This window comes from Sphingobium sp. FG125 (genome assembly GCF_057809795.1).
The window spans coordinates 39,767-61,418 of sequence record NZ_JBMDKQ010000009.1 but is presented as its reverse complement, the minus strand read 5'-3'; the positions used below and the strand labels follow the sequence as shown (position 1 = coordinate 61,418).

The following is a 21,652-nucleotide window of genomic DNA, read 5'->3' as shown; positions in this document are numbered from 1 at the left end:
GCCGCCAACCGCCTCATGCCGTATCCATTTTTTGCTTGAGCGCCAGCATGGCACGATAGGCCTTTTGCAGATCCTTCTCCACCGTGGTCAGGCTGACCCCCAGTTCGTCGGCAATGGCGCGTTGCCCGACCCCTTCGATACGGAAGCGACGGAACACCAGCTCGACGCGCGGGCCGAGCGCGCGCAGCACCTCGCGCGCCTCGTCCAGCGCCTGGTTGAGGATCAGCCGTTCGTCGACGGGCATGTCATCGACGGGGTCGGCCATCACGCCACCAGCCCCCTCCGCCCAATCCTGCTCGCGCCGTTCGCGCCGGGTGGCGGATCGGTAGCGGTCCAGCATCAGATTATTGGCCATGCGATAGAGATAGGGCAGCGGATCGGCGACCGGGCCGATATCCTTGGCCTCCAGCTTCATCCACATATCCTGGATCATATCTTCCGCATTCTCCCCCGCACCGCGCGCGCGCAGGAAGCGCAGCAGGGCGGCGCGGTTTGCCATGAAAAGTGCGGAAAGGCCGGTGGCCATGCCTGTCTATGTCCAATGCGGGGCAGTTCTTGGCGGGTTGCCATAGATGGCCGAGCGGGGTCTTGGCAACGCCCAAGCTGTTTACGCGGCCGCGTTGCTGCATTAGCGCTGCACCGGGCAGGGTGATCGGAGCATGACGGCATGACGGATGGCGTGGACAGGGCGGCGGCGCAGGCGGCGGGGATGGACCCGGATCGGCTGGATGCGCTGGTCGGCCATCTGGACCGGGCCTATCTGGCGTCGGGCAAGCTGGCGCATGTGCAGTTATTGGTCTCGCGCGATGAACAGCCTTTGCTGTCGATGGCGCGGGGCGCGGCGCGGGCCAGTGGCGAGCCATTACGCGACGATGCGCTGTACCGCATCGCGTCGATGACCAAACCGGTCACGTCCGTTGCGTTCATGATGCTGGTGGAGGCGGGCAAGGTCGCGCTCGATACGCCGGTAGCGGACGTCATCCCCGAATTTGCCGATTTGCGCGTCGGGCGCGGCAATCGGGCGCGGGTGAAGCAGGTGATGCGGATGATCGACCTGCTGCGCCATACGTCAGGGCTGACCTACGGGTTGCAACGCCAGACGCCGATCGACGCGCGATATCGGGCGCTTGGGCTGGACGAATTTCAGCAGAAACGCACGTCGGATGCCTTCATTGCCGATCTTGCCCGGCTGCCGCTGGAATTTTCGCCCGGTAAGCGGTGGAATTATTCGGTGTCGACCGACGTGCTGGGCGTCGTGGTGGAACGGTTGAGCGGGATGGACCTCGACGCTTTTTTCCGCACCCGCATCTTCGATCCGCTGGGCATGACCGACACCGGCTTTGTCGTGCGCGACGATCAGGTCGACCGGATGACCGATGCCTGGCGGCTGGACGAGGACGGGCAGAGGGTGATCGCTGATCTGGGCGCGCGCAGCGGCTGGCGGCGGCAGGGGCGGTTCCTGTCCGGCGGGGGCGGGCTGGTGTCGAGCGTGGCGGATTATCACCGCTTTGCGTGCATGTTGTTGCGCGGCGGAGAACTGGACGGCGCGCGACTGCTCCTGCCCGAAACCGTGGCGATGATGCGGGACAATCATCTGCCGGGCGGGGGCGATCTGGCCCGCCACTCGACCGGCATGTTCAGCGAGGCCGACTATGAGGGCGTGGGCTTTGGCCTGGGCTTTGCGATGAACCTTGACAGCCGCGAATATTATTGGGGCGGGGTGTTTTCGACCTATTTCTGGATCGACCCGATCGAGCGGCTGATCGGCATTTTCATGACCCAGTTGCTCCCCTCCAGTGCCTATCCGGTCCGGTCCGAACTGCGCGCCGGTGTTCGGGATTCGATTGTCGAGCGTCGGGGCAACCAGGCGCTCTGATTTTTTTGCTGCGCTGCAAAAACCCTTTGGCTTGGGCCGGGACGCTGTGCCATCATCCCGTTGACAGAATAGGGGGACGAGCCACATGAACCTCAAGGGCCAGACCAAACTTCCGATACCCGCGCCGCGCCGGGTCGATCCCGAAGTGCTGGCCCATGAGATTGTCGAGCGGCTGACCTATCGCATCGGCAAGAATGCGGCCGCCGCCAAGCCGCATGACTGGTTGCACGCCGTCATCCTCTCGATCCGCGACCGGGTGATCGACGCCTGGATCACGTCCACCCAGAAAACCTATGAGGAAGAGGGGCGGCGGGTCTATTATCTGTCCCTGGAATTTCTGATCGGCCGGCTGATGCGCGATGCCGCGTCCAACATGGAAATGCTGGACGATATGCAGGCCGCACTGGCTTCGCTGGGTGTCGATATCGACATTATCGCGGCGCTAGAGCCGGACGCGGCGCTGGGCAATGGCGGGCTTGGCCGCCTGGCTGCCTGCTTCATGGAGAGCATGGCGACCACCGACGTGCCGGCCTATGGCTATGGCATCCGCTATGTGAACGGCATGTTCCGGCAGGAAATTTCGGACGGCTGGCAGGTGGAGCTGCCCGAAACCTGGCTGGCGCACGGCAATCCGTGGGAGTTTGAACGGCGCGAGGCGAGTTATGAGGTCGGCTTTGGCGGGCGGGTCGATCCCGCCGAGGGCGAGGATGCCGGGCCGAACCAGATGCACTGGCGTCCGTCCGAGCGGGTGATCGCCACCCCCTATGACACGCCGATTGCGGGCTGGCGCGGCAAGCGGGTCAACACGCTGCGGCTGTGGCAGGCGCAGCCGATCGATCCCATTCTGCTCGCCAAATTCAATGCGGGCGATCATCTGGGCGCGCTGGCCGAAAGCAACCGCGCGGAATCGCTGACCCGCGTGCTGTATCCTGCCGACAGTTCTGCGGCGGGGCAGGAATTGAGGCTGCGGCAGGAATATTTCTTCTCCTCCGCGTCGTTGCAGGACATTGTCCGGCGCCATATCCAATATTTCGGCAGCATCCTGACTTTGCCGGACAAGGCGGCGATCCAGCTGAACGACACCCACCCTGCGGTGGCGGTGGCGGAGCTGATGCGCATCTTGCTCGACGATCATGGGCTGGATTTTGGCGAGGCGTGGGACATTACCCGGCGCACCTTCAGCTACACCAATCACACATTGCTGCCCGAAGCGCTGGAAAGCTGGCCGGTGCCGCTGTTCGAGCGGCTGCTGCCCCGGCACATGCAGATCGTCTATGCGGTCAATAGTCGCTTGCTGGCGGAGGCGCGCAAGTCGGGTCAGTTTGACGATCATGCGATCGGCGCGATTTCGCTGATTGATGAGGGCGGCGACCGGCGGGTGCGGATGGGCAATCTGGCCTTTGCCGGATCGCACAGCGTCAATGGCGTGTCGGCGCTGCATACCGATTTGATGAAGGTCACGGTCTTTGCCGACCTGCACAATCTTTATCCTACGCGGATCAACAACAAGACCAATGGCGTCACCTTCCGCCGCTGGCTGATGCAGTGCAATCCGGGCCTGTTCGGGCTGATCCGCGAGGCGATTGGCGACCGGTTCATGGACGATCCCGAAGCGTTGCGCGACCTTGATCCCTTTGCCGACGACAGTGCGTTTCAGGAGAAGTTCCTGGCCGTGAAGCGGGCAAACAAGGAAGCGTTGTCCAATATCCTGCGCCAGAAGGTCAACGCGCGGATCGATCCGGCTGCCATGTTCGACATTCAGATCAAGCGCATCCACGAATATAAAAGGCAGTTGCTCAATATTGTCGAGGCGGTGTCGCTTTATGACCAGATCCGGTCCCACCCGGAAAAGGACTGGGTGCCGCGGGTCAAATTATTCGGGGGCAAGGCGGCGTCGAGCTATCATAACGCCAAGCTGATCATCAAGCTGGCGGGCGATGTGGCGCGGGCGGTCAATCATGATCCGGCGGTGCAGGGGCTGCTGAAGTTGCAGTTCGTGCCCAACTATAACGTGTCGATGGCCGAAGTGATGATCCCGGCGGCCGACCTGTCCGAACAGATTTCGACCGCGGGCATGGAAGCGTCCGGCACCGGCAACATGAAGTTCGCGGTCAATGGTGCGCTGACCATCGGCACGCTGGATGGCGCCAATGTCGAGATGCGCGATCATGTGGGGGAAGAAAATATCATCATCTTCGGCCTGACCGCGCAGGAGGTGAATGAGCGCCGCGCCAATGGCTATAATCCGGGCGAGGTGATCGGCCAGAGCCGCGAATTGTCGCAGGCGCTCGACGCGATCGCCAGCGGTGTGTTCTCGCCCGACGACCCGGATCGCTACAAGGGGCTGATCCAGGGCATCTATGAGCATGACTGGTTCATGCTGGCGGCCGATTTCGACAGCTATTCCGCCGCGCAGCGCAATGTCGATGCGCTCTGGACGGATGGCGCTTTGTGGGCGAAGAAGGCGATACATAATGTCGCCCGGATGGGCTGGTTCTCGTCGGACCGGACTATCCGCGAATATGCGACCGACATCTGGAAGATAAAGTCGTGACCAGGGTGCAGGGATAGAGGTGGTGTTGACGCCGGAGCAGATTGACCGGCTGATACAAGGTCGCGAGGACGACCCCTTTGCCACGCTTGGCGTGCATCCGGCCGATAGCGGCTTTACCGCCTGCGTCCTGCTGCCCGATGCGGTCGGGGTTACGGCCCAGACGCTGGACGGCAAGCCGGTCGGCGAACTGGCGGCGATCCACCCGGACGGTCTGTTCTTTGGCAAGGTGAAGCTGCGCAAGCGCCAGCCGCTGCGTTATGTCGCCCATTATGGCGATGGCGGCGACCATGTCATGATCGACCCCTATGGGTTCGGCCCGGTGCTGGGGCCGATGGACGATTATTATTTCGCCCAAGGATCGCACGGGCGGCTGTTCGACAAATTGGGCGCGCATGTCATGACCCATGACGGGGCGACCGGCACGCATTTCGCGGTCTGGGCGCCCAATGCCAAGCGTGTGTCGGTGGTCGGCGACTTCAACCGCTGGGATGGCCGTCGCGCGCCGATGCGCCACCGGGCGGATGCGGGCGTGTGGGAGATATTCCTGCCCGATGTCGGGCCGGGCAGCGCGTATAAATATGAGATTATGGGCGCGGACGGGGTGGTGCTGCCGCTCAAGGCCGATCCCTTTGCCTTCCAGTCTGAACTGCGCCCCTCGACCGCGTCGATCGTCGCTGCGCCGCTCGACCACATATGGGGGGACGCGCGGCATAAGGAGCATTGGCAGAAGGCCGATGCGCGGCGCGAGCCGGTGTCCATCTATGAAGTCCATGCCGGGTCATGGCAGCTGGACGAGTCCGGCGATTTCCTGAGCTGGGACGAGCTGGCCAACCGGCTGATCCCCTATGTCGTTGGCATGGGTTTTACCCATATCGAATTTCTGCCGATCAGCGAATATCCCTATGATCCCAGCTGGGGCTATCAGACGCTGGGGCTTTATGCGCCGACTGCGCGCTTTGGCGATCCGGCGGGGTTTGCCCGGTTCGTCGATGGTGCGCATCGCGCGGGGATTGGCGTGATCCTGGACTGGGTGCCGGCGCATTTCCCGACCGACGAACATGGGCTGGCCTATTTTGACGGCACAGCGCTCTATGAACATGCCGATCCACGCAAGGGGTTTCACCCTGACTGGAATACCGCCATCTATAATTTCGGGCGGCGCGAAGTGTCGCAATATCTGGTCAACAATGCGCTGTTCTGGGCCGAGCGCTACCATGTCGATGGATTGCGCGTCGATGCGGTCGCATCGATGCTCTATCTCGATTATTCTCGCCAACCGGGCGAATGGGTACCCAACGACCATGGCGGGCGGGAGAATGTGGAGGCGGTTGCCTTCCTCCAGCAGCTTAACAGCGATCTGTATGGCACCTATGGCGGGGTGATGACGATCGCCGAGGAATCCACCAGCTGGCCCGATGTGTCGCGCCCGGTGCATAGCGGCGGGCTGGGTTTCGGCTTCAAATGGAATATGGGGTTCATGCATGACACGCTGCGTTATTTGCAGCGTGACCCGGTGCATCGTCGCCATCATCATGACGACATTACCTTCGGGCTGCTTTACGCCTTTACCGAGAATTTCGTGCTGGCGCTGAGCCATGACGAGGTGGTGCATGGCAAGGCGTCACTGCTGCACAAGATGCCGGGTGACGACTGGCAGAAATTCGCGACGTTGCGGGCCTATTATGGCCTGATGTGGGGCTATCCGGGCAAGAAGCTGTTGTTCATGGGGCAGGAATTTGCCCAGCGGAGCGAGTGGAGCGAGGAGCGGGCGCTCGACTGGCATCTGGTCGATCATGCGCCCCATCATGGCGTGCAGCAGCTGGTGAGCGATCTCAACCATCTCTATCGCTCCCGCCCGGCGCTGCACGCGCGCGATTGCGAGCCGGAGGGGTTTGAGTGGGTGCTGGTCGATGCCGCAGCTGACTCCGTCTTTGCCTGGGTGCGGCGCGCGCCCGGCGTGCGGCCTATCGTCGTGATCAGCCATTTTACGCCGGTGCTGCGGCATGGCTACCGGATGCGGTTGCCGTCGGGCGGGCGCTGGCGCGAGATATTGAATAGCGATGCAGCCGATTATGGCGGCAGCAATGCGGGCAATATGGGCATGGTGACGGCGGACGAGGAGGGCTGGGCCAATGTGACCATTCCCCCCTTTGCGACGTTGATGCTGGAACTGGATATTTAACGAAGCCGACGGGCGCGTGCAGGCGACGGACGGGGCAAAGCCAAGGAGAGGCCCGAAATGCAGCAGACACGAAACCAGCCGATCGCCCGCGACGCCATGGCCTATGTGCTTGCTGGGGGACGCGGCAGTCGCCTGGCGGAACTGACCGACAAGCGCGCCAAGCCCGCCGTTCATTTTGGTGGCAAGGCGCGGATCATCGACTTTGCCCTGTCCAATGCGCTGAACAGCGGTATCCGCCGCATCGGTGTGGCGACGCAATATAAGGCCCATTCGCTGATCCGCCATTTACAGCGCGGCTGGAACTTCTTTCGTCCCGAACGCAATGAGAGCTTCGACATATTGCCTGCCAGCCAGCGCGTGTCGGAAAGCCAGTGGTATGAGGGGACGGCCGACGCCGTGTTCCAGAATATCGACATCATCGAAAGCTATGCGCCCGAATATATGGTGCTGCTGGCAGGTGATCATGTCTATAAAATGGACTATGAGCTGATGCTCCAGCAGCATGTCGACAGCGGCGCGGATGTGACGGTCGGCTGCATGGAAGTGCCGCGCAGCGAGGCGTCTGGCTTTGGCGTGATGCATGTCGATGAGAAGGACTGGATCACCGCCTTCGTCGAAAAGCCCAAAGACCCGCCGGCGATTCCCGGCCAGCCCGACATGGCGCTGGCGTCGATGGGGATCTATGTTTTCCAGACCCGTTTCCTGATCGAGCAGCTGCGGCGTGACGCGGACGACCCGGCGAGCAAGCGCGATTTTGGCGGCGACATCATCCCCTATATCGTCAAGCATGGCAAAGCGGTGGCGCACCGCTTTTCGAGCAGTTGCGTGCGGGCCGAAAGCGAGTTGGTCCCCTACTGGCGCGACGTGGGGACGATCGACGCCTACTGGCAGGCGAGCATCGACCTGACCGATGTGGTGCCATCGCTCGACCTCTATGACCGTAGCTGGCCGCTCTGGACCTATTCCGAAGTCACCCCCCCGGCCAAATTTGTCCATAATGAGGATGGACGGCGCGGTTCGGCGACATCATCGCTGGTGGCGGGCGGGTGCATCGTGTCGGGTTCCTCGCTGCATCGCAGCCTGCTCTTTTCCGGGGTTAAGACGCATAGCTTCTCGTCGGTCACCGACAGCGTCATCATGCCCAATTGCGAGATCGGGCGGGGTGCGCGATTGCATAAATGCGTGCTGGATTCAGGGATCATCATTCCGCCGGGCCTGATCATCGGCGAGCATCCCGAAGAGGATGCGCAGCGTTTCCGCCGAACCGAAAGCGGCATTTGCCTGGTGACGCAGCCGATGATCGAGCGGCTGGTGGCTTGAGCGGGCCTGTGGCGATGAAATTGCTGTCGGTCGCGTCCGAAGTCTATCCGCTGGTCAAGACCGGCGGCCTTGCCGATGTCGCTGGCGCGTTGCCCGGTGCGCTGGCGGCGCAGCAGGTCGCGGTGCGGACTTTGGTGCCGGGCTATCCCGCCGTCATCGCGCGGCTCGGCAAGGCGAAGGTGGTGCGGCGTTATGAGGCGCTGTTCGGCGTTCCCGCGACCGTGCTGGCGGCCAGCGTCGGCGGGCTGGACCTGCTGGTGCTGGATGCGCCCGATTTCTATGCGCGTGAGGGTGGTCCCTATGGCGACCATGCGGGTAATGAGTGGCCTGACAATTGGCGGCGATTTGCCGCCTTGTCGCGGGTCGGGGCGGATATTGCCGCCGATGGCGTGAAGGGCTGGCGGCCCGATGTCGTCCATGTCCATGACTGGCAGGCGGCGATGACTGCGGCCTATATGCGCTTTGGCCCGGCGGCACGGGTACCCAAGGTGGTGACGATCCACAATCTGGCGTTTCAGGGGCGGTTCAGTGCGGATATCTTCGCTACGCTGGGCCTGCCGCAGGAGGCGTGGGGGGTGGATGGCGTCGAATATTATGGCGGCATCGGCTATTTGAAGGCGGGGCTGGTGTCGGCTGACGCGATCACGACAGTGAGCCAGACATATGCGGAGGAAATTCGTTCGCCGGTCCATGGCATGGGGCTGGATGGCCTGATCAACGGGCGGGTCGACCGGCTGCACGGGATATTGAACGGGGTGGATACCGCCATCTGGAATCCGGCGAATGATAGCCTGATTACAAAGGCTTATACGGCACGCGCGCTGGGTGGTCGGACGGCCAATCGTCGCGCGCTGGAGAGTCGCTTTGGCCTCGATCATGACGATGCGCCGATCTTCATCATCGTCAGCCGCCTGACCTGGCAGAAGGGGATGGACCTGATGGTCGGTGCGATCGACCATCTGGTCGGGTTGGGTGCGAAGCTGGCGGTGCTGGGATCGGGCGATCATCCGCTGGAGGGCGCGTTTCTGGGCGCGGCGGACCGGCATCGCGGACGGGTCGGCGTGCAGATCGGCTATGACGAGCCATTGTCGCATCTGATGCAGGCGGGTGGCGATGCGATCCTGATCCCGTCGCGGTTCGAGCCGTGCGGGCTGACCCAGTTGTACGCGCTGCGCTATGGATGCGTGCCGGTGGTGGCGCGGGTCGGGGGGCTGGCCGATACGGTGATCGACGCCAATGAGGCGGCAGTGGCGGCGGGCGCGGCGACGGGCATCGTCTTTGCCCCGTCCGATCCGCTGGCGCTGCATGGCGCGATTGGCCGGGCTGTGCGGCTGCATGGGCAGCGGCCGGTGTGGCAGGCGATGCAGCGCGCGGGGATGCGTAGCGAGGTGTCGTGGGACCATAGCGCCGCGCGCTATGCCGCGCTCTACCGGGCGTTGCTGGCGGAGGCGGCGTGAGCGGGGGCGGATGCGCGCCGGTCATCGGCCCCACCGCCACCCGCTTTTCGATCTGGGCACCGGAGGCCGAGCAGCTATGGCTGTGCCTGTTCGACGACGCCGATCGGGAGAAACGGCTGCCGATGCTGCGCGATGGCGCTGGCGTGTGGCATGTCGAGGCGGCGGGCGTCGGCGCAGGGGGGCGTTATGGTGTGCGGGCCGATGGTGTCTATGATCCGGCTGCGGGGCTGTGGTTCGATCCCGACAAGCTGTTGCTTGATCCTTATGCGCCGGCGATCGACCGGGCGTTCGTCTATGATCCGGCGCTGACGGCGCGGCGCGGGGAGGGGGGCGATACCGCGCCGCTGATGCCGAAAGGGGTGGTGGCCGCGCCGATGGCTCCGGTCCCTGCCAATCCGTCGCTTTTTGCGCCGGGTGGCCTGATCTACGAATTGCATGTGCGTGGTTTCACGATGCTGCATCCCGATATACCGGAAGCGCAGCGCGGGACCATCGCCGCGCTGGCCCATCCGGCGATCATCGCGCATTTGCAGCAGTTGCATGTGTCTGCCGTGGAACTGATGCCGATCAACGCCTGGATCGACGAGCGGCATCTGGGTCCGCTCGGCCTCACCAATTATTGGGGCTATAATCCGGTCAGCTGGTTTGCGATCGACCCGCGGCTGGCCCCCGGTGGCATGGCGGAGCTGCATGCGACCGTCGCGGCGTTGCATGAGGCGGGTATCGGTGTGATCCTGGACATGGTCTATAATCATAATGGCGAGAGCGACATATATGGCCCGACGCTGTCGCTGCGCGGCCTGAATGCCCGCGACTATTTCCGCCATGCCGATGACGGGCAACTGATCAACGATACCGGGACGGGCAACAGTATCGCGTGCAACCAGCCGATGGTGCGCCGTTTGATCCTGGAGTCCTTGCGCCATTTCGTGACGCAGGCTGGGGTCGACGGCTTCCGCTTCGATCTGGGACCGGCGCTGGGGCGGATGGCCGACGGATTTGATCCCCATGCGCCATTATTGGAAGAGATGCGGGCTGACCCGCTGCTTGCGGACCGGGTGATGATTGCCGAGCCGTGGGACATCGGGCCGGGCGGCTATCAGCTGGGGCGCTTTGGCGCGGGGTGGCTGGAATGGAATGACCGCTATCGCGATGACATGCGGCGTTTCTGGCGGGGGGACGCGGGGACGCTGGGCGGCTTTGCGACGCGGCTGGCGGGATCGTCGGACATATTTGGGGGCGATGCGACCCGCAGCGTCAATTTCCTGGCCGCCCATGACGGCTTCACGCTGGCGGACCTGACTGCCTATGAGCAGCGACATAACCACGCCAATGGCGAACAGAATCGCGATGGCCATGGCGAAAATCTGAGCTGGAATAATGGCGTGGAGGGGGTGAGTGACGACCCCGCCATTGTCGCGGCGCGGCGGCGCGATGTGATGGCGCTGCTCTCGACGCTTTTCTGTTCGCGCGGGGCGATCATGCTGAGCGCGGGGGATGAATTTGGCCGCAGCCAGCAGGGCAATAACAATGCCTATGCGCAGGATAATGTCATCGGCTGGGTCGATTGGGCGGGGCGGGACCGGGCGATTGAGCGCCACGCCTTTGCGCTGGCGGCGCTACGGGCGCGATGCGCTGACCTGACGGATATTGCCCTGCTGCGCGACGAGGATGTGGTCTGGCTGGACGAGAGTGGCGAGGCGATGACGGTGGCGCAATGGGAGCAGCCGGAGCGGCGCTGCGTCGCGCTGCATTTCATGCGGTCGGGATGGACGCTGTGCGTCAATGGCAGCGGCGAGGCGCAGGATTTTCGGTTGCCCGATGGCCGGGCCATCAAGGTTGCCGGGCGCAGCCTGCTGCCCGTGGAATCATGCGCGTGAAGGAAAATTGGTGAGTCCAGCTGGGTTCGAACCAGCGACCTACTGATTAAAAGTCAGTTGCTCTACCGACTGAGCTATGGACCCCCAAGCGTCTGGGTGCGCACGCACTAGAGGGGGCGGCGGGGATGGTCAACCTCTTGTGGTATGGTTTGTTGGGCTTTTTGGCGTCGGGCGTTCAGGCGGGCGTCGAGGTGGCGGATCGTGAGGCCGGATTGGGGATCGCGCCAAGTGGGCGCGATGGCACGGAGCGGGGTCAGGACGAAATCGCGCGCGGCAAAGGCGGGGTGAGGGATGGTAAGTTGGCGGCTGTTCCAGACGCCGCCTGACCAGAGGATGATGTCGATATCGAGACTGCGGGCGCCCCAGCGGCGATAGCGGCGGCGGCCCAGCGCCTGTTCTATCGACTGGAGCCACGCCAGCATCGCGGGCGGTTCGAGCGGGCCTTGGACCAGCAGCGCCGCATTGGCGTAGCGGCGGCGGGAGGGGCCGATCGGCGGGGTTTCGATGGTGTGCGACGTTGCCACGATCCGGGCGTGCTGCGCGATTCGCGTTGCGGCTTCGGACAGCAGGTGCCGGGGCGTCAGGCGGGCGGACAGGGCGCGGTTCGATCCCAGGGCCAGCGCGTAAATATGGGGTTCCGTTTTCGCCATAGGGTTGCGCTTACAGCCGTGGTGAGCGTGCGCAAGTCATGACGTCAGGCCATGGGTGTCGGGCTTTTGCCATTTTTCGCTGACGCCTTCATTTCTTCGTACACGGCTTCGCGCATATCGACCTCAAGCGCCTCAAGATATTTGAGCGCATCCTTGTAGGTCAGGAAGTCCTTGCCATCTGCGACGATCGGCACGGTGCGACCATTATAGATCCGCCGGAGCAGGCGCCTTTGCGTCCTGCCGATGGGGGACGCGCTTTCGGTGTCGATGTCGATCATAATCTGTCGTGGAGCCTGTCATCAAAAATGATCATGTATTTTGCCAATCCTCCCCTTGCCAAGGGGAGGTGGATGGCCGCAGGCCAGACGGTGGGGTGTCACGCTATCGAGAGGGTGACACCCCTCCACCACGCCCTACGGGCGCGGTCCCCCTCCCCTTGCAGGGGAGGATTTTCGTGTCAGTTTTGCAAAGGATATGACCGCAAAAAAGGGCGGCTCCTTGCGGGGCCGCCCTTTTTGTAACGCTTGGGTAGAAGCCGATCAGCGCGAATAGAATTCGACGACCAGATTGGGTTCCATCTTCACCGGATAAGGCACTTCGTCCAGCGTGGGGACGCGGACATAGGTGACCTTGGCGGCGCCATCGGGCGAGACATAGTCGGGGATGTCGCGTTCGGCCAAGGCCTGTGCTTCCATCACCAGCGCCATTTCCTGCGCCTTCTTGCCCAGGGTGATTTCGTCGCCCGGCTTCACCAGACGCGATGCAATGTTGCACTTCACGCCGTTCACATAGATGTGGCCGTGCGAAACGATCTGGCGCGAGGAGAAGATGGTCGGCGCGAACTTGGCGCGATAGACGACGGCGTCCAGGCGGCGTTCGAGCAGGCCGATCAGATTCTGGCCGGTGTCGCCCTTCATGCGGCTCGCCTCAAAATAGTTCTTCTTGAACTGCTTTTCGGTGATGTCGCCATAATAGCCCTTGAGCTTCTGCTTGGCGCGCAGCTGGATGCCGTAATCCGACACCTTGCCCTTGCGGCGCTGGCCGTGTTGCCCCGGACCATATTCGCGCTTGTTCACAGGCGACTTGGGACGGCCCCAGATATTCTCGCCCATGCGACGGTCGAGTTTATACTTGGCGCTGGTGCGCTTCGTCATGGTATTTCCTTACAATAGCTAACGACGTTTGTTCACCCTCCTGATCCGAAAACCGGTTCCCACTTTTCGGGGAGGGTGAATGTTATTCCCGGTATCGCCTACGTCCGTTTTGCGTTTGTGCGCTCAGGGGCAGGGCCACCGCTTCACCGGGATGCGGGACCAATTGCGAAGGCGCGCCTATGGCCACAAGGGGGCTGCATGTCAACCCTCGACAGGGGCTTGAGCGACGCCTAATTGGCGGGGCATGAACCCTGATGATTATAGCAGCATGGTCGAGGTGCGGGCGGGCGTCGATACGATCGATCGCGAACTGGTCGCGTTGCTGGCTGCGCGATTTGCCCATATGCGTGCCGCCGCCCGGATCAAGCCCGATCGCGGCGCTGTGCGGGACGAGCCGCGCAAGCGGCAGGTGATCGACCAGGCGTGCGCGGAGGCGGCGCGGATTGGCGCGCCGGTGGAGATTGTCGCTGACCTGTGGGAGCAACTGGTCGAGGCGTCGATTGCCTATGAGATGGCCGAGTTTGAGCGGACGCGGGGTTAGCGTTCGCGCGGGCGGTTGAGGTGGGAGAGGACGCCGCGGAGCGTGCGCACCTCCAGATGGTTCCAGCCCGGCTTGGTCAGCAGGTTGCGCAGCGTCAGCCGGGTCGCATTGGCGCGGTCGGGCGGGAAGAAATAGCCGACCTTTTCCAGCAGCGTGTTGAGCTGTTCGATCATCCCTTCCAGCTCTACCTGTGGCGCGGGTTCACCAAGGTCGGTGATGGTGGGCTGTTTCAGGTCGGCCTGTTTCGACCATTCATAGGCGCACAGGATGACCGCCTGCGCGAGGTTTAGCGACCCGAATTCCGGGTTGATCGGCACGGTCAATATCTTGCGGGCGAGCGCGACATCCTCAGTCTCCAGCCCTGAGCGTTCCGGCCCGAAAATGTAGGCGCAGCGGCCCTGTGCGGCGTGGATCTCGCGGGCAGCTTCCTCCGGCGTCACGACCGGCTTGGTGACGCCGCGCTTGCGCACGGTGGTGGCATAGACATGGGCGCAGTCGGACACGGCTTCGGCGAGGGTTTCAAACACCTGCGCCTGATCGAGGATGAAGTCCGCGCCCGCGGCGGATGGGCCGGCGTCCGGGTTTGGCCAGCCGTCGCGGGGCGAGACCAGGCGCATTTCAGTAAGCCCGAAATTGAGCATGGCGCGGGCGGCCTTGCCGATATTCTCGCCAAGCTGGGGGCGGACGAGGACGATGACGGGGGGGAGGGGGACGAAGGGAGGAGGCATTTGGGTTTCCGATTGGTCAGCAGGATCAGTCTCATCCTCCGTTCGCCCTGAGCGAAGTCGAAGGGCGTCACTGAGCGAAGGCGAAGTGTGCGAAACGGAAGCCTTTTTCAGCTTGTCCCAATTTTCAGCGATCAACGCTTCCTTCTTCTTGCGCGACCAGCCCTTGATTTGCAGTTCGCTGGCGAGCGCCTCTGCGCGAGTTTCAAATTCGGCAGACCAAACAAGTTCGACCGGACGACGATCGAATGTGTACCCTTTGATCGCCCCTGACTGATGTTGGGCAATCCGGGTTTCGAAATTGTCCGTGTGGCCAGTATAATATGAACCGTCGGAACAGCGCAGCATATAGGCGTGAAAGGTCATTGCTGATCAGGACCTCGCTGCGCTCGGTCGAGCCCTTCGACTTCGCTCAGGGCGAACGGATGAGGGGCTGCGCAGCTCATACTCACCCCCCAACTTCCTTCACCGTACTCGCAAATTCCTCGAAATCCCTGGCGTCGCTGAAGTCCTTATAGACGCTGGCGAAGCGGATATAGGCGACGCTGTCGAGGCGTTTGAGGCCTTCCATGACGAGTTCACCGATCGCGCGGGCGGGGACTTCGCTGTCGCCGCTGGTTTCGAGCTGGCGCTGGATGCCGGAGATGAGTTTTTCGATGCGGCTGGGGTCGATCGGGCGCTTGCGGCAGGCGATGCCGATCGAGCGGGCCAGCTTGTCGCGCTCGAACGCTTCCTTGCGGCCCTCGCTCTTGACCACCCAGATGTCGCGCAGCTGGATGCGTTCAAAGGTGGTGAAGCGCGCGGCGCAGGCTTCGCACTGGCGGCGGCGGCGGATGGCATTGCCATCCTCCGTCGGCCGACTGTCCTTCACCTGGCTATCTTCATGGGCGCAGAAGGGGCAGCGCATTCACATTCTCCCACTAGTTCCCCCACCCGTTTGCGGGAGGGGGCTAGGAGGTGGGCCTGTCCTAACGCTGCCTAAGCCGGGCAGGCCCCACCCCAACCCCTCCCCTGAAGGAGAGGGGCTTTCATGTTGCTTAGTAGATCGGGAAGCGGCTGGTCAGGGCCAGCACTTTTTCGCGGACATGGGCTTCGACCTGGCCGTCGCCTTCGTCGCCGTTGCGCTTGAGGCCTTCGACGACCTGGGCGATCAACTGGCCGATCTCGCGGAATTCCGCTTCGCCGAAACCGCGCGTGGTGCCGGCGGGGGTGCCGAGGCGCACGCCGGAGGTGACGAACGGGCTGGCGGTGTCGAACGGCACGTTGTTCTTGTTGCAGGTGATGAAGGCGCGATCGAGCGCCTTTTCCGCCGCCTTGCCGGTGGTGTTCTTCGCGCGCAGGTCGACCAGCATCAGGTGATTGTCGGTGCCGCCCGATACGATCGACAGGCCAGCGTCGGCCAGGGTGGCGGCCAGTGCCTTGGCATTGGCGACGATCTGGTGGGCATAGGCCTTGAATTCAGGGCTGAGTGCTTCCTTGAAGGCCACGGCCTTGGCCGCAATGATGTGCATCAGCGGGCCGCCCTGCATACCGGGGAAGATGGCGCTGTTGATCTTCTTGGCGATCGCTTCGTCATTGCACAGGACAATGCCCGACCGCGGGCCACGCAGCGACTTGTGGGTCGTGGTGGTGGTGACATGGGCATGAGGCACGGGCGAGGGATGCGCGCCGCCCGCGACCAGGCCGGAAAAGTGCGACATATCGGCGAGCAGATAGGCGCCCACTTCGTCGGCAATCTCGCGGAAGCGCTTGAAGTCCCAGGTGCGCGAATAGGCGGTGCCGCCGCAGATGATCAGCTTGGGCTTGCACTCGTGGGCGATGCGGGCGACTTCGTCCATGTCGATCAGATGATCGTCGGCGCGCACGCCATAGGGGACGGGGTTGAACCATTTGCCGCTCATATTGACCGGCGACCCGTGGGTCAGGTGGCCACCCGACGATAGGTCGAGGCCCATGAAGGTGTCGCCGGGCTGGAGCAGGGCGAGGAACACCGCCTGGTTCATCTGGCTGCCGCTGTTGGGCTGAACATTGGCGAAATTGGCGCCGAACAGTTGTTTCGCGCGCTCGATCGCCAGCGTTTCGACGACGTCGGCATATTCGCAGCCGCCATAGTAACGCTTGCCCGGATAGCCTTCGGCATATTTGTTGGTGAAGATGGAGCCGGCCGCTTCCAGCACCGCTTTCGACACGATATTTTCGGACGCGATCAGTTCGATCTTGTCCTGCTGGCGCTTCAGCTCGTTACCGATCGCGCCGAAGATTTCCGGGTCCGCGCTGGCGAGGCTTTCGCTGAAAAAGCCGTCCTGACGGATGGCGGGGGCGAGGGTGTCGATGCTCATCGAAGATTCCTTTCAGAGCGCGGGCTGGGAGAGTTTTTCGACGCGGCCGCTATGGCGGCCTCCGCCAAATTCCGTGGTGAGGAAAGCTGTGACGCAGGCCTTGGCCATGTCCACGCCGGTCAGGCGCGCGCCCATAGCGATGACATTGGCGTCATTATGTTCGCGCGACAGGGCCGCGGACAAGGGTTCGCCGACCAGCGCGGCGCGGCAGGCCGGGTTGCGATTGACCGCGATGGAAATGCCGATGCCGGAACCACAGAGCGCGATGCCGCGTTCCGCTGCGCCGGATGCTATGGCTGTCGCGAGCTTGTAACCATAATCGGGATAATCGACCCGGTCAGCAGTCGCGGGGCCAAGGTCGGCGACGTCATGTCCTTCGTCGCGCAGCCACTGGGCGAGTTCCGCCTTCAGGTCGATGGCGGCATGATCGGATGCGATGGCGATCTTCATCTGCTGTGCGTCCCTTCACCGATGGGGTGATTCGTTCCCGCGCCTCTTAGGGGGTGAGGGCGGCAATTGCCACCTTGCACCACCGCCCTTATGGGAAGGGGCATGACAGGCACGATTTTATCTATTCTCATGCTGGCCGGGCTGCTGCTGACCGGCGGCGGGCTATATGTGATGCTCAAGTTGCGGGATCGCAAGCGCGGCGCGCTGATGATCATTGCGGGGCTGGTGATGTTCGGCAATGTCGCGATCACCGCGATTCCGGGGCCGGATCTGCCGGGACTGGAGCAGCGCTGACCCGCAGCGCCAGTGAGGCCAGCAGGTCGGTTTGGGTCACCAGTCCCTGTAACTGATAATCCGCATCTATGACGACAGCTTCACGACGCGCACCGCTGCTCAACGGACCGATCAGGCGTGCGACAGGGGTGTCGGGGTGGACGAAGAACGGGCGGCTGGCAATGTCGCGCGCTTGTACGCCATCGCGTGCCAGGTCCAGCGCACCGATCAATCCCTGCACCCGATCAGCATCGTCCAGCACGGGCAGCGCCAGCAGGTTTCGTGCCTGCATCAGCGCCCGGACTTCCCCCACTGGCTGGCGTGCGCGGACATGCAGCACGTCGCGCGACATGATGTCGCCGCAGTGGATCGTGCCATGGGTGCGTTCGGCGGCGCGTAGTTCTGCATCGGCCAGCAATTGCCGCAGATCGGCTTCATCCACGTCCAGCCGGTCGCCAAAATTGTCGAGGGCGTCGGCAATATCCTGTTCATTGGGGGCGGAGCGCAGCAGCGGGGCGGGATCGGTCGTGCCGTGCGGCGCAGGAGCTTTGGGCGCGACATGGGGATAGCTGTGCCCGGCAAGGCGATGGAACAGGATCGCCACGACCAGCAGCAGAAGCGTGTTCAGGCCGACCGGGACGAGCGCGAACATATAGTCGCCCGCCGGTCCGCCAGCTCCCAGCACGGCAGACAGGGCAACGGCACCACCGGGCGGATGCAGGCAGCGTAGCAGCGACATGATGGCGATGGCCGCGCCAACGGCGAACGCGGCGGCGATCGTCGGATTGGGGATGATATGGCCGACTGCGATCCCGACAAGCGCTGAGATGACATTGCCGCCCAATACTGGCCAAGGCTGGGCCAGCGGACTGGCCGGCACGGCGAACAGCAGCACGGCCGACGCGCCCATGGGTGCAACCAGCAGAGGATGGGCCAGGCCGTTGCCCAGCATCAGCCCGCATAACAGGCCGGTGATGGCAATGCCGCCGATGGCACCGCTGGCTGCCTTCATCCGGTCCAGAAAGCCGGGGCCGGGCGGGGCGGGGACGAAGGCGCTATAATAGCGGCTCCAGATCAGACGGCTGTTTGGCTCTGGCGGTTGCGGCATGGGCGCGGGGCCTATCGTCCGGCAGGCGAAGCGCCAAGCGCGAAAAAGCTGGGATTGGACAAGAAGGGATTGTTCGTCAGAAGCATGACGCAAAAAGGGGCCACCTTGCGGCAGCCCCTCTGTACGTGCGCGCTGTCTTGATCCTCAGCGGATCGGCGAGTCCGGGGACAGGCGCATGTCGAGATAATTGTCGACCGACTTCATCAGCTGGTCGAGTTCATGTTCGAAGAAATGGTTGGCGCCACGGATTTCGTCGTGGTGGATGGTGATGCCCTTTTGCGTGCGCAGCTTGTCGACAAGCTTTTGCACGGCGCTGGCGGTCACGACTTCGTCCGAGGTGCCCTGGACGATGATGCCCGATGAGGGGCAGGGCGCGAGGAAGGAGAAGTCGTACATATTCGCCGGGGGGGCGACCGAGATGAAGCCGCGGATTTCCGGGCGGCGCATCAGCAGCTGCATCCCGATCCAGGCGCCAAAGGAGAAGCCCGCGATCCAGGTGGTTTGGGCTTCGGGATGGAAGCTCTGGACCCAGTCGAGCGCGGCGGCGGCGTCGGACAGTTCACCGATGCCATTGTCGAACGTGCCCTGGCTGCGGCCCACGCCGCGGAAGTTGAAGCGCAGCACGGCAAAGCCGCGCTTCACGAAAGTCTTGTAGAGCGCCTGGGTGATGCGGTCGTTCATCGTGCCGCCGCCCTGGGGGTGCGGGTGCAGGATCATGGCGACCGGCGCACGCGGGCGGGGCGGGGGGCTGAAGCGGCCTTCGAGGCGACCTTCGGGTCCGGTAAAGATTACGTCGGGCATGGCACCTGTTATCGTTATGGCCACCGATCACCTTGTGTCAGGTCGGCGGGCGGTGGCAAAAGGACGCGCGCCGCGCCAGAAGCTGGCGCTGCGCGGCAGACCGCCTATATAGAAGCCGCCGCCATTTCCGCAATCAATGAGTAACATCGCATCGTGGCTGCCCAACGCCTCTATCTAGACCATGCCGCGACCACGCCGATGCTGCCTGCTGCCAAGGCGGCAATGGTCGATGCGCTGGAGTGCTGGGCCAACCCGTCCAGCCCCCATGCCGACGGGCGCGCGGCGCGTGCGACGCTGGAGCGGGCGCGGGCGCGAATTGCCGAGGCACTGGGGTGGCGGGGGCATGTGATCTTCACGTCGGGGGCGAGCGAGGCGATCGCGATTGGGCTGACGCGGGGCAAGGCGGCGCGGGTCGCAACGTCGCCGGTCGAGCATGATTCGGTGTTGCGGGTGACGGAGGGAGCGGAGCGGCTGGCGGTGGATGGGGATGGCTGCGTCCACTTACCCCGTCATCCCGTCGAAAGCCGGGATCCCGCTTCTTCTGTAGCACCAGAAGGAAAGAGAGATCCCAGCATTCGCTGGGATGACGTGGTTTTGGCCATCCAGCACGTCAATAATGAGACCGGGGTGATCCAGCCGCTCGACGCTCTGGAGCGCGACGGGGCGCTGTTGTTCGCCGATTGCGCGCAGAGTGCGGGGAAGCTGGCGTTGCCTGATGCAGACATGATTGCGATCAGCGCGCATAAATTTGGCGGGCCGCCGGGGATCGGGGCTTTGCTGGTGCGCGATCTGGGGTTGCTGCACGCCGGGGGCGGGCAGGAGCAGGGCTATCGGGCCGGGACGGAAAATTTGCCTGCCATAATGGCGATGGCGGCGGCGCTGGAGGCGCGGACGGATTGGCTGGCGGAGGCTGCTGGCCTGCGCGCGCGGCTGGATGCGGGTATCGAGGCTGCGGGCGGGCAAGTCGTTGCGCGCGATGCGGCGCGCATCCCGGCCATTGCCAGCTATCGGATGCCGGGCCTGTCGGCGCGGGCGCAGCTGATCCAGTTTGACCTGGCCGGGATTTCGGTGTCGGCGGGCAGCGCCTGTTCGTCGGGATCGCTCAAGACCAGCCATGTGCTGCACGCCATGGGATGGGACGAGGCGGCGGCGAGTGAAGTTGTGCGCGTGAGTTTCGGGCCGCAGACGAACGAGGCGGATGTCGAGCGGTTCCTGGGGCAGTGGGTCGCCATGGCCGCACGGGTGCGGCGATGATCTATCTGGATTATCAGGCGACGACGCCGCTGGCACCGGAAGCGTTCGACGCGATGGTGCCGTTGTTGCGCGACCAGTTTGCCAATCCACACAGTGCGCATCGGTTGGGCAGGGCTGCCGCTGCACAGGTTGAGGTAGCGCGCGAGGAGATTGGCAAGTTGTTGCCGGGCGGAGGGCGTTTGCTGTTCACGTCCGGGGCGACCGAGGCGCTGAATATCGCGATCCAGGGCGTTCCTTCGGGTGACATCGTGACGATCGCGACGGAACATGCCGCTGTGCTGGATACGGTGGAGGCGTTGCGCCGGGCGGGGCGGACGATCACGCTGCTGCCGGTCAGGACCGACGGTTTGGTGGACATGGATGCCGCCAAGCAGGCGATCCGTCCGGGCGTTGCGCTGGTGATCACGATGCTGGTCAATAATGAGATTGGCGTGGTCCAGCCGGTCGCGGCGCTGTCGGCTATGGCGCATGATGCGGGTGCCATGTTCCTGTGCGACGCGGTGCAGGGCTATGGCCGGGTGCCGATCCCCGGCACTTGCGACATGGTGGCGATCAGCGCGCACAAGATTCACGGTCCCAAGGGTGTCGGCGCATTGTGGCTGCGGGATGGGGTGAAGCCTGCGCCGCTGATCCATGGCGGGGGGCAGGAGGGGGGCCTGCGATCCGGTACGCTGTCGCCTGCGCTGTGCGCCGGGTTTGGCGTGGCGGCGCGGTTGATGCGGGAGCGGGCTGAGGCTGATCGCGCGCATGTGGAAATGTTGGCGGCGATGGCGCGCAGCCTGTTTGCCGACTGGACGCTCAATGGCAGCGCGGACGTGCGCTATGCCGGCAATCTCAACCTGCGCCGTGACGGGATCGACGGGGCGCGGCTGTTGTCAGATTGCCGCAATATTGCTTTTTCGTTGGGAAGCGCTTGCGCAAGCGGGTCCGGGCGGCCTAGCCATGTGTTGCGCGCACTGGGCCTGACAGACGCACAGGCGCGTGGATCGGTGCGGATCGGCTTTGGCCGCTACACGACACCGGCCGAACTGGAGAGCGCTGCGGAGGCATTGAACAGGGCGGCAGCCGCACAAGCGGCGCCGTAGCAG

20 protein-coding genes and 1 tRNA gene are annotated in these 21,652 nt (G+C 63.7%); 10 read left to right on the top strand and 11 right to left on the bottom strand.

Features of this window, described 5'->3' with window-relative positions; all coding sequences use genetic code 11:
• Window positions 1-13 precede the first annotated feature (13 nt).
• Complete coding sequence (locus ACODSR_RS10740) at window positions 14-526, bottom strand: RNA polymerase sigma factor (protein ID WP_489076304.1); 513 nt, start codon at window positions 524-526, stop codon at window positions 14-16.
• A 141-nt stretch (window positions 527-667) separates the two neighbouring features.
• Here ACODSR_RS10740 and ACODSR_RS10735 point away from each other — a divergent pair, with 141 nt between their 5' ends.
• The 6 genes from ACODSR_RS10735 to glgX all read left to right on the top strand — a co-directional run bounded on the left by ACODSR_RS10735 (window position 668) and on the right by glgX (window position 11,269).
• Window positions 668-1,876, top strand: a complete 1,209-nt coding sequence (locus ACODSR_RS10735) for a serine hydrolase domain-containing protein (protein ID WP_489076302.1) — start codon at window positions 668-670, stop codon at window positions 1,874-1,876.
• An 85-nt stretch (window positions 1,877-1,961) separates the two neighbouring features.
• Window positions 1,962-4,430 carry a glycogen/starch/alpha-glucan phosphorylase gene (locus ACODSR_RS10730; RefSeq protein ID WP_489076300.1) on the top strand — a complete coding sequence of 823 codons (2,469 nt, stop codon included), beginning with the start codon at window positions 1,962-1,964 and terminating at the stop codon, window positions 4,428-4,430.
• Window positions 4,431-4,452: 22 nt separating this feature from the next.
• The gene (gene glgB / locus ACODSR_RS10725) at window positions 4,453-6,612 is read left to right on the top strand and encodes a 1,4-alpha-glucan branching protein GlgB (RefSeq protein ID WP_489076298.1); all 2,160 of its coding nucleotides are present in this window, start codon (window positions 4,453-4,455) and stop codon (window positions 6,610-6,612) included.
• Between the two features lie 57 nt (window positions 6,613-6,669).
• Complete coding sequence (gene glgC, locus ACODSR_RS10720) at window positions 6,670-7,932, top strand: glucose-1-phosphate adenylyltransferase (RefSeq protein ID WP_489076296.1); 1,263 nt, start codon at window positions 6,670-6,672, stop codon at window positions 7,930-7,932.
• A gap of 8 nt (window positions 7,933-7,940) precedes the next feature.
• Window positions 7,941-9,389, top strand: coding sequence for a glycogen synthase GlgA (gene glgA, locus ACODSR_RS10715; RefSeq protein ID WP_489076294.1), 1,449 nt, complete (start codon window positions 7,941-7,943; stop codon window positions 9,387-9,389).
• Window positions 9,386-11,269 carry a glycogen debranching protein GlgX gene (gene glgX, locus ACODSR_RS10710; protein WP_489076292.1) on the top strand — a complete coding sequence of 628 codons (1,884 nt, stop codon included), beginning with the start codon at window positions 9,386-9,388 and terminating at the stop codon, window positions 11,267-11,269. Before glgA ends, glgX begins: the two co-directional genes overlap by 4 nt.
• A gap of 8 nt (window positions 11,270-11,277) precedes the next feature.
• Here glgX and ACODSR_RS10705 read toward each other — a convergent pair.
• The 4 genes from ACODSR_RS10705 to rpsD all read right to left on the bottom strand — a co-directional run bounded on the left by ACODSR_RS10705 (window position 11,278) and on the right by rpsD (window position 13,073).
• Window positions 11,278-11,353: transfer RNA gene (locus ACODSR_RS10705), tRNA-Lys, on the bottom strand.
• Window positions 11,354-11,376: 23 nt separating this feature from the next.
• Window positions 11,377-11,919, bottom strand: a complete 543-nt coding sequence (gene folK / locus ACODSR_RS10700; protein ID WP_489076290.1) for a 2-amino-4-hydroxy-6-hydroxymethyldihydropteridine diphosphokinase — start codon at window positions 11,917-11,919, stop codon at window positions 11,377-11,379.
• 44 nt (window positions 11,920-11,963) lie between these two features.
• Complete coding sequence (locus ACODSR_RS10695; protein WP_489076288.1) at window positions 11,964-12,197, bottom strand: hypothetical protein; 234 nt, start codon at window positions 12,195-12,197, stop codon at window positions 11,964-11,966.
• Window positions 12,198-12,458: 261 nt separating this feature from the next.
• Complete coding sequence (gene rpsD / locus ACODSR_RS10690; RefSeq protein ID WP_006964269.1) at window positions 12,459-13,073, bottom strand: 30S ribosomal protein S4; 615 nt, start codon at window positions 13,071-13,073, stop codon at window positions 12,459-12,461.
• Window positions 13,074-13,317: 244 nt separating this feature from the next.
• On the opposite strand from rpsD, the gene ACODSR_RS10685 reads away from it, so the two are divergent.
• Window positions 13,318-13,614, top strand: coding sequence for a chorismate mutase (locus ACODSR_RS10685; RefSeq protein ID WP_489076286.1), 297 nt, complete (start codon window positions 13,318-13,320; stop codon window positions 13,612-13,614).
• On the opposite strand, the gene ACODSR_RS10680 is transcribed toward ACODSR_RS10685, so the two are convergent.
• The 4 genes from ACODSR_RS10680 to rpiB form a co-directional block, all read right to left on the bottom strand.
• Window positions 13,611-14,705: a TrmJ/YjtD family RNA methyltransferase gene (locus ACODSR_RS10680; protein WP_489076284.1), complete on the bottom strand. Its 1,095-nt coding sequence runs from the start codon at window positions 14,703-14,705 to the stop codon at window positions 13,611-13,613. The two genes, ACODSR_RS10685 and ACODSR_RS10680, sit on opposite strands and share 4 nt — an antisense overlap.
• 82 nt (window positions 14,706-14,787) lie before the next feature.
• A complete protein-coding gene (gene nrdR / locus ACODSR_RS10675) occupies window positions 14,788-15,246 on the bottom strand; it encodes a transcriptional regulator NrdR (protein WP_489076282.1) in 459 nt (152 codons plus the stop codon).
• Window positions 15,247-15,376: 130 nt separating this feature from the next.
• Window positions 15,377-16,678, bottom strand: coding sequence for a serine hydroxymethyltransferase (gene glyA, locus ACODSR_RS10670; protein ID WP_489076280.1), 1,302 nt, complete (start codon window positions 16,676-16,678; stop codon window positions 15,377-15,379).
• 12 nt (window positions 16,679-16,690) lie between these two features.
• Window positions 16,691-17,128 carry a ribose 5-phosphate isomerase B gene (rpiB, locus tag ACODSR_RS10665; protein WP_489076278.1) on the bottom strand — a complete coding sequence of 146 codons (438 nt, stop codon included), beginning with the start codon at window positions 17,126-17,128 and terminating at the stop codon, window positions 16,691-16,693.
• A 102-nt stretch (window positions 17,129-17,230) separates the two neighbouring features.
• On the opposite strand from rpiB, the gene ACODSR_RS10660 reads away from it, so the two are divergent.
• On the top strand, window positions 17,231-17,422 hold the full coding sequence (locus ACODSR_RS10660; RefSeq protein ID WP_294136239.1) for a hypothetical protein: 192 nt from the start codon (window positions 17,231-17,233) through the stop codon (window positions 17,420-17,422).
• On the opposite strand, the gene ACODSR_RS10655 is transcribed toward ACODSR_RS10660, so the two are convergent.
• Window positions 17,376-18,509 (bottom strand): HPP family protein, encoded by a 1,134-nt coding sequence (locus ACODSR_RS10655; RefSeq protein ID WP_489076276.1) that lies wholly within the window; start codon window positions 18,507-18,509, stop codon window positions 17,376-17,378. The two genes, ACODSR_RS10660 and ACODSR_RS10655, sit on opposite strands and share 47 nt — an antisense overlap.
• A 144-nt stretch (window positions 18,510-18,653) precedes the next feature.
• A complete protein-coding gene (locus tag ACODSR_RS10650) occupies window positions 18,654-19,310 on the bottom strand; it encodes an alpha/beta hydrolase (RefSeq protein WP_017184627.1) in 657 nt (218 codons plus the stop codon).
• Between the two features lie 153 nt (window positions 19,311-19,463).
• On the opposite strand from ACODSR_RS10650, the gene ACODSR_RS10645 reads away from it, so the two are divergent.
• Together ACODSR_RS10645 and ACODSR_RS10640 are read left to right on the top strand one after the other, a co-directional pair.
• The gene (locus ACODSR_RS10645; protein ID WP_489076274.1) at window positions 19,464-20,564 is read left to right on the top strand and encodes a cysteine desulfurase family protein; all 1,101 of its coding nucleotides are present in this window, start codon (window positions 19,464-19,466) and stop codon (window positions 20,562-20,564) included.
• Window positions 20,561-21,649 (top strand): cysteine desulfurase family protein, encoded by a 1,089-nt coding sequence (locus tag ACODSR_RS10640; protein WP_489076272.1) that lies wholly within the window; start codon window positions 20,561-20,563, stop codon window positions 21,647-21,649. Before ACODSR_RS10645 ends, ACODSR_RS10640 begins: the two co-directional genes overlap by 4 nt.
• The last annotated feature ends 3 nt before the right edge of the window (window positions 21,650-21,652 follow it).